Source organism: Butyrivibrio sp. AE2032 (assembly GCF_000702965.1).
In genome coordinates, this window is record NZ_JNLF01000003.1 from 2,570,227 (window position 1) to 2,583,286 (window position 13,060).

The 13,060-nt window shown below is 45.2% G+C and carries 11 protein-coding genes; 9 read left to right on the top strand and 2 right to left on the bottom strand.

The window, feature by feature from the left end:
• Window positions 1–20 precede the first annotated feature (20 nt).
• Together BO18_RS13155 and BO18_RS13160 are read right to left on the bottom strand one after the other, a co-directional pair.
• Window positions 21–350, bottom strand: a complete 330-nt coding sequence (locus BO18_RS13155; RefSeq protein WP_034446714.1) for a YolD-like family protein — start codon at window positions 348–350, stop codon at window positions 21–23.
• Complete coding sequence (locus BO18_RS13160; RefSeq protein WP_185752428.1) at window positions 350–1,618, bottom strand: Y-family DNA polymerase; 1,269 nt, start codon at window positions 1,616–1,618, stop codon at window positions 350–352. Before BO18_RS13160 ends, BO18_RS13155 begins: the two co-directional genes overlap by 1 nt.
• A 100-nt stretch (window positions 1,619–1,718) precedes the next feature.
• On the opposite strand from BO18_RS13160, the gene BO18_RS13165 reads away from it, so the two are divergent.
• From BO18_RS13165 to BO18_RS13205, 9 genes are all read left to right on the top strand, one after another.
• A complete protein-coding gene (locus tag BO18_RS13165) occupies window positions 1,719–3,278 on the top strand; it encodes an ABC-F family ATP-binding cassette domain-containing protein (RefSeq protein WP_034446715.1) in 1,560 nt (519 codons plus the stop codon).
• Between the two features lie 83 nt (window positions 3,279–3,361).
• On the top strand, window positions 3,362–4,939 hold the full coding sequence (locus tag BO18_RS13170; RefSeq protein WP_034446716.1) for a helicase HerA-like domain-containing protein: 1,578 nt from the start codon (window positions 3,362–3,364) through the stop codon (window positions 4,937–4,939).
• Window positions 4,940–5,224: 285 nt separating this feature from the next.
• A complete protein-coding gene (gene mraZ / locus BO18_RS13175; RefSeq protein ID WP_051688714.1) occupies window positions 5,225–5,605 on the top strand; it encodes a division/cell wall cluster transcriptional repressor MraZ in 381 nt (126 codons plus the stop codon).
• A gap of 137 nt (window positions 5,606–5,742) precedes the next feature.
• The gene (gene rsmH / locus BO18_RS13180) at window positions 5,743–6,678 is read left to right on the top strand and encodes a 16S rRNA (cytosine(1402)-N(4))-methyltransferase RsmH (protein ID WP_034446719.1); all 936 of its coding nucleotides are present in this window, start codon (window positions 5,743–5,745) and stop codon (window positions 6,676–6,678) included.
• A gap of 131 nt (window positions 6,679–6,809) precedes the next feature.
• On the top strand, window positions 6,810–7,250 hold the full coding sequence (locus BO18_RS13185; protein WP_051688715.1) for a hypothetical protein: 441 nt from the start codon (window positions 6,810–6,812) through the stop codon (window positions 7,248–7,250).
• 39 nt (window positions 7,251–7,289) lie between these two features.
• Window positions 7,290–9,515: a penicillin-binding transpeptidase domain-containing protein gene (locus tag BO18_RS13190; protein ID WP_034446722.1), complete on the top strand. Its 2,226-nt coding sequence runs from the start codon at window positions 7,290–7,292 to the stop codon at window positions 9,513–9,515.
• An 18-nt stretch (window positions 9,516–9,533) separates the two neighbouring features.
• Entirely contained in the window at window positions 9,534–10,499 is a 966-nt protein-coding gene (gene mraY / locus BO18_RS13195) for a phospho-N-acetylmuramoyl-pentapeptide-transferase (RefSeq protein WP_034446724.1), read from the top strand.
• 15 nt (window positions 10,500–10,514) lie between these two features.
• A complete protein-coding gene (gene murD, locus BO18_RS13200) occupies window positions 10,515–11,888 on the top strand; it encodes a UDP-N-acetylmuramoyl-L-alanine--D-glutamate ligase (RefSeq protein ID WP_034446726.1) in 1,374 nt (457 codons plus the stop codon).
• 17 nt (window positions 11,889–11,905) lie between these two features.
• Window positions 11,906–13,054: an FtsW/RodA/SpoVE family cell cycle protein gene (locus BO18_RS13205; RefSeq protein ID WP_034446727.1), complete on the top strand. Its 1,149-nt coding sequence runs from the start codon at window positions 11,906–11,908 to the stop codon at window positions 13,052–13,054.
• Window positions 13,055–13,060 lie beyond the last annotated feature (6 nt).

The window sequence follows — 13,060 nt, forward strand, 5'->3', positions numbered from 1 at the left end:
GAGAGGATTTCCTTAAGAACTCATTCTTCTGGTAATATGATATCTCTGATATCGTCAAAGGGGATTTTGGTATTTACTATCTGGAGTATCCTGGAGGTTTCATCTATCCGGGCCACGAGTCCTGTGATCTTCAGGTACTCACCCTTATCATAATAGATGGCTGTAACCATCATTCCCTTTTTAACTTTATGCATTTTAAGATCCAGCTCATGGAGACTTTCTTCAGAGAGCTGGATTTTTTCTACTATTATCTTTTCTTTTGCCCTCAGGGCTTCATCAAGACCTTTTACTGCCTGGAATGGCAGGAACTGGGCGGCCCTTTTGTCCATAGGCATTTTCTGTCTTGCCATTACGCCTTGTGACCTCCAATCTGATTGTTGCGCTCTCTTGTGGTGGCGCCTTCCTCAAAATTCAGACCCTTTAAAATGGCATTCTTCCCAAACCTGTTCTTGATCTCAAGGACAGCCTTCTGAACCTTCCTGTCACGTTCCAGGTCCTCTGCGGGCATAAAGAAGGAGTACTGCATAAATTCCTCAGGAACCACTCCGTTAGCAACAACGAACATACGCCTTACATCATAGGCGGGATTTACCACTTGCTCATAGAGGCGGGCAATGGCGGGGATCAGTATGCTGCCGGCATTGGTCTCGGTGTCAAGAGAAAAGGTGCCCTTGGTGCCTGAAAGAGGAGCACTTTTTGCATATCCTACGGTAAGAGTGAAGGACTTGGCCACCAGCCCTTTGTCCACCATGTCAAGACACATGACGTCCATCATCTCTTTAGCAATCACCAGTCCTTTTTCAAAACTGTAATCAGACATAAGGACCTGGCCCTGGGTCAGGGAATGGGACATGGAGGTATAGTTTCGGATGTCCTTTATGGTAACAGGTTCTCTACCCCAGGCGTGGTCTATGAGGAGTTCTGCATTTACGCCAAAGAGTTTGTACATCAGGTTTTCATCTGCGTGGGCTATATCCCTCATGGTCATGATGCCATAGGTGGCAAGCCGGTTTGAGATGCCCCGGCCTATGCGCCAGAAATCTGTCAGAGGTCTGTGATCCCAGAGAGTCGTGGTAAAGCTCTTTTCATCCAGCTCGCCAATGAAATCAGGGGAGTGCTTGGCTGTGATATCCAGAGCCACCTTGGTGAGGAAGAGATTGGAGCCTATTCCGCAGGTGGCACGAAGACCAAGGGTTTCGAAGATGTCGTCCAGGATTCGCTGACCCAGTTCTCTGGCAGTCATATGGTACAAGGACAGATATTCCGTAACGTCCATGAAGGCTTCGTCCACCGAGTAGACGTGGATGTCGTCCTTGGAGATGTATTTGAGGTAGATGGCATAAACCTGGGCGGAGTACTCCAGGTATAGATGCATCCGTGGAGGAGCCATGATGTATTCAATGTGCTTAGGAATCTCGAAGACCCTACACCTTCCGGGAATCCCAAGGGCCTTTAAAGCCGGTGAAACTGCAAGACAAATAGTCTTGTCGCTGCGCTCGGGGTCAGCAACAACAAGCTTGGTAGTCATCACATCAAGTCCCCTTTCCACGCATTCTACAGAGGCGTAGAAGGACTTTAAGTCTATGCAGATGTACACTCTTTCACGCTGAATACTCATGATTTTATTATACAAACAAACGTTCGGATAGTCAAATAGAAAGCTCCCTTGCTATAATGTGAACCTGACAAATGAACTAAGTTTAAACAGGAGATATTTAATGAGTATTTTAAACGTCGAGCACCTGACCCACGGATTCGGTGACCGGGCCATATTTGATGATGTTTCTTTCAGGCTTTTAAAGGGAGAGCACATCGGACTTGTTGGAGCTAACGGAGAAGGAAAGTCCACCTTCATGAACATAATAATAGGAAAGCTCATGCCTGATGCAGGTAAGATCGAATGGGCTAAGAATGTTAAGGTTGGATACCTTGACCAGCATGCGGTGTTAAAAGAGGGAATGACCATCAGGGACGTTCTCGCCTCAGCCTACGATGATCTTTTTGACATGGAGCGCAGGATGAATGAGATCTGCGATGCCATGGGAGAGGCAGATGAGAAGCAGCTTGAGGAGTACATGGAGGAACTTGGCACGATCCAGGACCTTCTCACAAATCGTGACTTCTATCTGATAGATTCCAAGATTGAAGAGGTCTCAAGAGCCCTGGGCTTTTTGGAACTGGGACTTGACCGTGATGTTACTGAGCTTTCAGGTGGCCAGAGAACAAAGATCCTTCTTGCAAAGCTTCTTTTGGAAAAACCTGATATCCTGCTTCTTGACGAGCCTACAAACTACCTGGATGCAGAGCATATCGTGTGGCTTACAAGATACCTACAGGACTACGAGAATGCCTTTATTCTCATATCCCACGACATCCCGTTCCTCAACAGCGTGGTAAACATCATTTATCACATGGATGGTCAGACCCACAGCCTGGACAGATATGTAGGGGATTACGACAAGTTCATGGAGGTCTACGAAGCCAGAAAGGCCCAGAGAGAAGCGGCCTACAACAGGCAGCAGCAGGAGATTGCTGATCTTAAGGACTTTGTTGCCAGGAACAAGGCAAGGGTTGCCACCAGGAACATGGCCATGGCAAGGCAAAAGAAACTTGATAATATGGAGATCATCGAGAAGATCCAGGAAAAACCAAAGCCTGAGTTTAACTTTAGGACAGCCAGAACTCCCAGTAAGTTCCTGTTTGAAATAAGTGATCTGGTAATAGGCTATGATGAGCCTTTATCAAAGCCAATAAATCTTTTTATAGAAAGAAATACTTTCATTGTCCTTACCGGAGCAAATGGAATAGGAAAGACAACGCTCCTTAAGAGCATGCTTGGACTTATCCCGGCTCTTTCAGGAAAGGTACAAAGGGGTGAGAATGTTGAGGTTGGATATTTCCAGCAGGAGATGCCACCGAACATTGAGACCACCTGTATGGAGGAAATCTGGAATGAATTCCCGGGCTTTTCCCAGTACGAGGTCCGCTCAGCCCTTGCCAAGTGCGGACTTACCACCAAGCACATCGAGAGCAAGTGCAAGGTCCTCTCCGGAGGAGAGCAGGCTAAGGTCAGACTCTGCAAGCTCATAAACAGGGAGTCAAACATTCTTGTTCTTGACGAGCCCACCAACCACCTTGACGTGGATGCCAAGGAAGAGCTTCACAGAGCCCTTAAGGAGTACAAGGGAACCGTGGTTATGGTCTGCCATGAGCCTGACTTTTATCAGGATCTGGCAACTGAAGTCATCGACTGCACCAAGTGGACTACCAGAATTTAATGTTATCATGCGCGGGTTTCTGACGTTGTGCTATACTGAATAAAGGTTCTTTATTTTGAATAAAGCTTGTTGGGAGGGTGCAAATGTTAAAAGACGGAAAGATTTGGATTGCTAATACTGAGGCCGGTGAGAATGTATTTCTTTTGCCAAAGATGGCCAATCGCCACGGCCTTGTTGCAGGTGCTACAGGTACAGGTAAGACCATAACCTTAAAGGTTCTGGCTGAGTCCTTCAGTGACATGGGAGTTCCTGTATTTCTTGCTGATGTAAAGGGTGACCTTTCAGGAATGGTTCAGGAGGGCAAGGATTCCGAGGATATGCAAAAACGCATCCAGAAGTTCGGACTTTCTGAGGCTGGCTTTGAGTATAAAAAATATCCTGCCACATTCTGGGATGTGTTTGGACAAAAGGGTATTCCTCTTCGTACCACCATCTCTGAGATGGGACCACTTCTTCTGGCAAGGATCCTGGGACTTAACGACCTTCAGAAGGATATTCTCACAATTGCTTTCAAGATCGCTGATGACGAGGGTCTTTTATTAGTAGATACAAAAGACCTTAAGGCGCTTCTTAACTATATCTCCGAGAACAGAAATGACTTTGCTGCCGAGTACGGCAACGTGAGCCCTGTTTCTGTGGCTGCTATTGTAAGATCCATTGTTGCTCTTGAAATGGCCGGCGGAGAGGATTTCTTCTTTGAGCCTGCCCTGGATATTAAGGACTGGTTTATAACAGATTCTGACGGAAGAGGAATGATAAACATTCTTGATTCCACAAGTCTTATAAATAACGGCACTTTGTATGCAACCTTCCTTTTATGGATGATGTCTGAACTATTCGAGACTCTTCCTGAAGTGGGAGATGCAGATAAGCCTAAGATGGTGTTCTTCTTTGATGAAGCACATCTTTTGTTCAAGGATGCACCAAAGCTTCTTATTGATAAGATAGAGCAGGTTGTTAAGCTCATCAGATCCAAGGGCGTTGGCATCTACTTTGTGACTCAGAATCCAAAGGATATCCCCGACGGAGTTCTGGCTCAGCTTGGAAACAAGATCCAGCATGCACTTCATGCCTATACACCTTCAGATATGAAGGCCGTAAAGGCAGCAGCTGACTCCTTCAGAGAGAATCCTGAGTTCAAGACTGCGGATGTTATCCAGGAGCTTGGAACAGGAGAGGCTGTGTGCTCCTTCCTTATGGAGGATGGAACACCTTCAGTGTGCCAGAAGGTTAAGATCCTTCCACCTCAGTCTCTTATGGGTGGAATTGATGACCTTACAAGGCAGAAGGAGATAAACAGCAGCAGGTTCTATGAGAAGTACTTTGAGCCTCATGATCCTGACTCAGCCTATGAATTCCTTGAGAGAAAGGGAATAGCAAAGGCTGAGGAGGAAGCTAAGTTCAAGGAAGAGGAAGCTGCACGTAAGGCAAAAGAAAAAGAAGAGGCCCTGGCTGCCAAGGAAGAAGCCAAGAAGAAGGCTGCTGAAGATCGTAAGAAGAAACAGACAGCCAAGACAATAGGAAATTCCGTGGTTGGAACCGTTGGACGAGAGGTTGGAAAGAGCGTTGGCGGTAAGTTTGGTAAGTTTGGAAAGACCCTTGGTGGTAACCTGGGAGCAAGTCTTGGAAGAGGAATCCTCTCAACACTGTTTAAATCCTGATATTATTACAATAAAATAATTGACGAATAATCGCCTATTTAGTGGATGTGTCAAAGCACAAACACCAGATAGGCGATTTTTTTGTCTGCCACGAAGAGGTTAATCATTTTTTTAGAAAAAACTAGGAAAACACTATTGTAAAGCACATTTTTCTCATATATAATGGTGACAGGTGGTAAAAAGTGTCACAAAGTGGTGACAAGTGGTAGAAAAGTGGTAAAATAATTGGGGACAGCTTTTAAAGGTGAATACAGTCATTCCATAGACGCCAAGGGAAGACTCATAATGCCTGCTAAGTTCCGTGAGCTCCTGGGTGAACAGTTTGTGGTAACCAAGGGGTTTGACGGGTGTCTTTTTGTGTTTGCCGAAGAAGGCTGGGAGCAGTTTGAAGCTAAGCTACAAGCTCTGCCAATGGATAAACCTGAAGCCAGAATGCTTGGACGTTTCTTTATCGCCGGAGCCATAGACGCAGAAACTGATAAACAGGGAAGAATTCTTTTACCCGCGAATCTTCTTCAGCACGCCAAGATCGATAAGGAAGCTGTTATTGCAGGTGTTGGTAACAGAGCCGAGATCTGGAGCAAGGCTGAATGGGAGAAGGCAAGTACCTTTGATGATATCAATGGAATTGCGGCGAAGATGAGCGAATATGGTCTAAGCATTTAGCCGTGCAAATGTGCGAGTTATTCAAATGCGGATGCTCGCATGCACATTTGGATGACAAAGCAGATTTATAGGGCGTTTGCCCTCCAACGAGGAATTCGAAGAATTCCGAGTCCGGGTGCACGGCGGGAGGAATGCAGATGGAATTTAAACATTACTCAGTGCTTCTTGGGGAATGCATCGAAAATCTGAATATTAAGCCTGAGGGAATATATCTGGATGGTACCCTTGGAGGAGCCGGGCACTCTTTTCACATTGCCGAAAGGCTCACCACGGGACATCTGTATGGCACCGATCAGGATGAGGATGCCATAGCTGCAGCCACTAAGAGACTTGAGCCTTTTGGGGACAAGGTCACCATCATAAGAGACAATTATGAGAATGCTGTGACGAGGCTTAAAGCTCTTGGGGTTACGGGGGTTGATGGAATTCTTCTGGACCTTGGAGTTTCTTCTTTCCAGCTGGATAACGCTGAGAGAGGATTTACTTATAAGGAAGATGTTCCTCTGGATATGAGGATGGACCAGAGACAGACCCTTACTGCAAGAGATATCGTAAATGATTATTCGGAAACGGAACTTTTTCATATAATAAGGGATTTTGGTGAAGATAAATTCGCCAAGAACATTGCAAAGCACATATGTATCGAAAGAGCGAAGGCTCCTATTGAGACAACGGGGCAGCTTAACGACATCATAAAGGCAGCGATACCGGCCAGAATGAGGGAAAAGGGAGGCCATCCTTCCAAGAGAACCTATCAGGCCATAAGGATTGCGCTGAACAGGGAACTGGATGTTTTGCAGAATTCCCTGGAGGGATTCATAGATTTCCTGAATCCAGGAGGAAGGATATGCGTTATTACCTTCCATTCACTGGAAGACAGAATAACAAAGAGCAGCTTCAAGACTGCTGAGGACCCATGCACCTGTCCGCCGGACTTTCCGGTCTGCGTGTGTGGTAAGAAGTCCAAGGGAAAGGTGATCACAAGAAAACCAATCCTGCCAAGCGACGAGGAACTTGCGGAAAACAAAAGATCCCAGAGCGCGAAGCTGAGAGTATTTGAGAAAAAGATCTAAATTACAGCCCGAAGCACTTCGCTGCTGAGGGCGTGCGAAAATGATACAGATGTGAGTTTGCCCCTTTGCCAAAGGCAACTTTAATGGGCAAACGAATTTTGTATCGAAGATACAAAAAAGGAGGTGTGAACATGGCAAGAGATGAATACATCCGCGGAACTACCGTAAGAAAACCAAATAAAAAACATGACCAGCGCCAGATCCATGTTCATCAGCCTTCGAAGCGTCAGAAGAAACATCACATGAGCCTGGGTTACCTGCTTTTCCTGACCCTTGCAATGGTTCTGATGGTTGGGACACTGGCAAGCTACATCAATCTTCAGTCACAGATTAAAAACAGTGTAAAAAATATCGCTGCATTGGAGAGTCAGCTTAATAATTTGAAACAGGACAATGATGAGGCGTATAATAGAGCAAATGGAAATGTAGATCTGGATGAAGTAAAGAGAATTGCTATCCAGGAATATGGTATGACCTATGCGACAGAGGGGCAGATCATTACATATTCTGACGGCGGTGGCAACGACTATGTCAGACAGATTGCTCCAATACCTGAGACGACGAAGAATTAGTGAGCTTGGGTTAAAATCTGGAAGGAAGTTGTAGTAACATTGAAAAGAAAGAAAACGGGGAATAATCAGAAATTCACCATAGGAATGAAGAAAAAGCTGGTAGTACTGTTTGTATTGGTACTACTGGCTTTCGTTGGGTTAGGGGTGAGACTCATCCTTATAACCAAGAATAACGGCGAGGAATACGAGAAACAGGTACTGTCTCAGCAACAGTACGACTCCACAACGCTCCCCTTCAGAAGAGGAGAGATACTGGATGCTAATGGTACGATCCTTGCCTATAGCGAGAAGGTATATAACGTAATCCTTGATGCGAAGCTGCTTTTAAGAGATGAAAAGTATCTGGAGCCTACCATAAAGGCTCTGGTAAAAGAGTTCAAGCTGGATTCAGGGGAGATCAGAGATTATTTAAGGGACCACCCCACATCCCAGTACTATGTTCTGGCAAAAAAGCTCTCTTATGATGAGATAAAGACCTTTCAGGATATGATAACTCCGGGAATGGAGGGGTATGATCCTGATATCCAGGGTGTGTGGTTTGAATCAAGTTATATAAGAAAATATCCAAACGGCTCTCTGGCTTGTGACATCATTGGTTTTACCTCCAGTGATAACACTGGTATGTACGGCCTTGAGGAATATTACAACAACACTCTTTCAGGAACCACAGGAAGAGAGTACGGTTATCTTGATGAAGATTCAAACCTTGAGAGGACCACAATTCCTGCAACTGATGGTGACAGCATTGTTACTACCATTGATGGAAACCTTCAGAATATAGTAGAGAAGTACTTAAAAGAGTTCAACGAGACCTACGCAAACAACTTCCGTCAGGGGAATGCAGCCAATAACGTGGGCTGTATCATGATGAATGTTAATACAGGCGAGATCCTGGCAATGGCCGGATACCCAGCCTTTGACCTGAATAACCCAAGAGACACGGCACCACTTATTGGAATGCCGGCGGTTGATGAAAAGGGAAATAAGGTAAAAGGCGAATCAGTCCTGGATTCAGGTGTATATATTACCGAGGAAATGCTTGAAAGCTTCACCGACGAGGAGCTGTATCAGAATTACAACTCTCTTTGGAAGAACTTCTGTATTTCAGATACCTATGAGCCCGGTTCTGTAGCAAAGCCTTTCACTGTTGCTACAGGTCTTGAGTGCGGAGCTATCACCGGCGATGAGGTTTACAACTGTACCGGTAAGCTTGAGGTAGGTGGATGGGAGATCAGGTGCCACAACAGATATGGTGATGGCTATGTCTCGGTTGAAAGAGGTATTGAGATTTCCTGCAACGTTGCCATGATGTACATTGCCCAGGCAATTGGTGTCAGCAAGTTTACCAAGTTCCAGAAAGACTTTGGTTTTGGACTTAAGACAAACGTGGACCTGGCAGGAGAGGCGAGAACGGAAGGCCTTACTTACAGCGCAGCTAACATGACATCTACAGACCTTGCAACCAACTCCTTTGGACAGGGCTTTAACGTAGATATGATCGAGATGATAACAAGCTTTTGCTCCCTTATTAATGGAGGTTATTACTATGAGCCCCATGTAGTAAAGAGGATTGTCTCCTCAAGTGGAGCAACCATCAAGAATATTGAACCAAGGATCCTGAGACAAACAGTTTCACAGAGTACCTCTGACAAGATAATACAGTATTGCAATCAGGTAGTTGCCGGAGCAGAAGGTACCGGTAAGACTGCAAGACCTGCAGGTTACATGATAGGCGGAAAGACCGGAACAGCTCAGACCCTTCCCCGTGGTAACCAGCAGTACGTTGTATCCTTCATGGGATATGCTCCTGCAGATGATCCCGAGATTGCCATCTACGTAGTAGTAGACAGGCCTAACACGAGATATCAGGACGATGCCAAGTTTGCCACAAGGATAGTAAGAGCGGTACTTACAGAGGCTCTCCCTTATCTTAATTATCCAATGACTGTTGAGCTTTCAGAGAAAGAGCAGGCTGAGCTTGCTGAGCTTCGTGAGAAGATGGTTACTCCTGAGACTCCGGTGGTGGAAACTACAGAGGAAGAAAACGTAGAAGAAACCGAGGAAACAACGGAAACTGAAGAGGTAAAAGAGGAGTCTTCCTCAATCTGGGAGACATTTGACGTAGACCCTGCAACGGGGTATTATATTGACCCGAATACAGGTAATCCTATCGACTCCAACGGATATGAACTTGGAGGAGATACACTTCCCGATTTTACCGGCGAACCAGTAACAGAAGAGTCGTCGGAGGGAAATAGTAATTAAGTTTGTGTGGAGATTATTATGAACAACTATCTACTTAGAACACTTCTTCCTGTCCTTGCTTCATTTTTCATCGCAGTACTCATCGGACCTTCGATCATCGAGATGCTGCGCAGGTTAAAGGCAGGCCAGACGGAGCGCGTTGAGGGACTTGAGTCCCATCAGAAGAAGACCGGAACACCAACTATGGGCGGTATCATTTTCCTTATTCCTGTAGTACTTATCGGAGTTTTCTATGCAACTTCTCACAAAGAGGTTATTCCGGTGCTGATCCTTACCATAGGTTTTGGTATCATCGGCTTTCTGGATGACTATATTAAGGTTGTCAGAAAGCACAATTTAGGACTTCGTGCCTGGCAAAAGATACTTGGGCAGTTTATAGTGGCTATGCTCTTTGCTGTGTATGTCACTAAATTTACTGATATTTCCCTTGCCATGAGAGTTCCTTTCACAAGCATTGTCCTTGATTTTGGTATCTGGAACATTCCAATAATGTTCTTTATCGCCCTTGGAACAGCCAACGGAACCAACTTCACTGATGGAGTAGATGGGCTTTGTGCTTCAGTTACAGCTGTGGTTGCAGCATTTTTCGCTGTGGCAGGCATGCACTACGGAGCAACCGGCGCTGAGGTTATGTCCAGCGCCATGGTAGGCGGACTTTTGGGCTACCTTGTTTACAATGTTTATCCCGGAAAGGTAATGATGGGCGACACAGGATCACTTGCCATTGGCGGCTTTGTTACCGGAATTGCCTACGTTATGCAGATGCCTATCTTTATTGTGATCGTTGGCTTTATCTATGCTTTTGAAGTAATTTCAGTTATCATGCAGGTCTCATACTTCAAGCTGACCCATGGTAAAAGAATCTTCAGAATGGCCCCAATCCATCACCACTTTGAGAAGGGTGGCTGGTCTGAGACCAAGGTAGTTAACGTATTTACAACAGTTACAATTCTTCTTTGTCTCATAGCCTATGCAGGCTTATAATGCGAGGATAGTTTGATGAATGCAGATTTAAAGGGTAAAAAAGTTCTTGTTATCGGAACAGGTCTTTCAGGAGTGGGATCAGTAAGACTCCTTTCACAGGTTGGAGCGCTTCCTGTGATGCTGGAAGAAAATACAAAGGTAACTAAGGAAGACATTATAAATAAGCTTCACGAGGAGGATAGGGACAGCACTGAGATCATTATCGGCGAGATCTCCGATGAAGTTCTTGATTCAATCGCACTCACTGTGCCTTCACCTGCAGTTCCTCTTGATTCTCCGACAGTTATGAGGATCAAGGCAAAAGAGATACCTATCTGGAGCGAGATCGAACTGGCTTATAACTTCTCCAAAGGAAAGATGGTTGCTATTACGGGAACCAACGGAAAGACCACCACAACAACGCTTGTGGGGGAGATCATGAAGGCTCACTTTGAATCTGTTTATGTTGTTGGAAACATCGGCGTTTCTTTTGCTGAGAGCGCCCTTGAGATGACAGAGGATACAGTGACAGTAGGAGAGATCAGTTCCTTCCAGCTGGAGGCAGTGGACAACTTCCATGCAAATGTCTCAGCAATCCTTAACATCACTCCGGATCATCTGAACAGACATCACACCATGGAATGCTATGCATCCATGAAGGAGAACATAACCAATAAAGAAACAAAGGACGATACCTGTGTTCTTAACTATGATAATGAATATACCAGGGATTTCGGGAACAGATGTCCAGCGAAGGTGGTTTTCTTTTCAACAAAAGAAAAGCTTCAGGACGGATTCTATCTTGAGGGTGACCAGATCATCATGAGCACCGCCGGAAATCCTATGACTATAATGAACATCCATGACATGAATCTGGTGGGACTTTGCAACGTTGAAAACGTAATGGCTGCCATCGCTATGTCCCTTGCCATGGGAGTACCTCTTTCTACAATCCTTGCAGTTATCAGGGATTTCAAGGCAGTAGAGCACAGAATTGAGTTCGTTGCCACAAAGAGAGGCGTAGATTATTACAACGATTCAAAGGGCACTAATCCGGATGCAGCTATTCAAGGTATCAGAGCCATGAGTAAGCCAACAATCCTTATTGGCGGAGGCTACGACAAGGGCAGTGAGTACGACGAGTGGCTGGAGAATTTTGGAGATACTGTAAAGCTCCTGGTGCTTATCGGGCAGACTAAGGAAAAGATAGCAGAGTGCGCTAAAAAGCACGGCTTTACTAACTATGTATTTAAGGACAGCTTTGAGGAGGCTCTGGAGTTTTGTACAGAAAGCGCCAAGAGTGGGGATGCAGTTCTTTTGTCACCTGCTTGCGCAAGCTGGGATATGTTTCCGAATTATGAGACCAGGGGAAAGAAATTTAAGGAGTATGTAAACAAGATCACTGAGTGATCCTGTGAGGGGAAGAAGTGGAGCTTGCTAACTATTTAAGGAGAAAAAGAGAAGAATACTATATAGACTACAGTCTGGTGTTTGTCATTCTGTTTCTGGTGGCCTTTGGGCTTATTATGCTCTATTCCACCAGTTCCTATGAGGCAAATCTTGACTTCGGGGATTCTGCGTATTATTTCAAGCATCAGCTTGGACCGGTGCTTATTGGTGTCGGGGCAATGGCTGTAATGTCCTATTTCCCATACAGAGTACTGGCAAAGTTTGCAATGCCCATCTATCTTGTTTCAGCAGCTCTTTTGATATTGATCATTCCTTTTGGTAAGACTATCAATGGTGCTAAAAGATGGTTGATCATTATGGGTATTTCAATTCAGCCTGCTGAGGTCGCAAAGGTTGCTACCATTATTTTTACAGCAACAATGATCGTTAAGCTTAAAAAGAACCTTCTTACCTCCAAGGGCTTTGGAGCAGCGCTGGTTTTCCCGGGAATTCTTGCAGGAATGGTTTACATTATCACAAGGAACCTCAGTTCCGCTGTTATCATCATGGGAATCACCATGATCATGCTGTTCGTTTCTACTCCGGGTTACAAGAGATACATTATTACAGCAGTTGCAGTTCTTGGTCTTGTGGCTGTGCTGGTACTTATAATTGCTAATTCAGATCAGACAAGTGGTATGAACTATCGTTTCGAACGTGTTCTTGCCTGGCTTGATCCTACAGCTCATGCTTCAGGAAAGGGATTCCAGACCTTACAGGCTCTTTACGCCATCGGATCCGGCGGAGTTTTTGGTAAGGGTCTTGGCGAGAGTATGCAGAAGATGGGATTTATCCCTGAGGCACAGAATGATATGATCTTCTCCATTATCTGCGAAGAGCTGGGGCTCTTTGGAGCAATAGCTGTTATGCTTATGTTCCTTCTGCTGATCTGGAGACTTATGATCATAGCTAACAACGCTCCTGATATGTTTGGAGCTCTTTTGGTAATAGGCGTTATGGGACATGTTGCCATTCAGGTAATCCTTAATATTGCCGTTGTTACCAATACAATTCCCAATACCGGTATCACGCTGCCTTTTATCAGCTACGGTGGATCAGCTGTTATCATCCAGCTTGCTGAGATAGGGATCGCCCTTAATGTGGCACGAAACATCGGTAGAGAGTAATCATTT

Bases quoted from the DNA above. Each gene is read 5' to 3' on its own strand.
- BO18_RS13155 (WP_034446714.1), bottom strand. From the start codon at position 350: ATGGCAAGACAGAAAATGCCTATGGACAAAAGGGCCGCCCAGTTCCTG.
- murD (WP_034446726.1), top strand. From the start codon at position 10,515: ATGAATGCAGATTTAAAGGGTAAAAAAGTTCTTGTTATCGGAACAGGT.
- BO18_RS13185 (WP_051688715.1), top strand. From the start codon at position 6,810: ATGGCAAGAGATGAATACATCCGCGGAACTACCGTAAGAAAACCAAAT.
- BO18_RS13160 (WP_185752428.1), bottom strand. From the start codon at position 1,618: ATGAGTATTCAGCGTGAAAGAGTGTACATCTGCATAGACTTAAAGTCC.
- mraZ (WP_051688714.1), top strand. From the start codon at position 5,225: ATGCCTGCTAAGTTCCGTGAGCTCCTGGGTGAACAGTTTGTGGTAACC.
- mraY (WP_034446724.1), top strand. From the start codon at position 9,534: ATGAACAACTATCTACTTAGAACACTTCTTCCTGTCCTTGCTTCATTT.
- BO18_RS13170 (WP_034446716.1), top strand. From the start codon at position 3,362: ATGTTAAAAGACGGAAAGATTTGGATTGCTAATACTGAGGCCGGTGAG.
- rsmH (WP_034446719.1), top strand. From the start codon at position 5,743: ATGGAATTTAAACATTACTCAGTGCTTCTTGGGGAATGCATCGAAAAT.
- BO18_RS13165 (WP_034446715.1), top strand. From the start codon at position 1,719: ATGAGTATTTTAAACGTCGAGCACCTGACCCACGGATTCGGTGACCGG.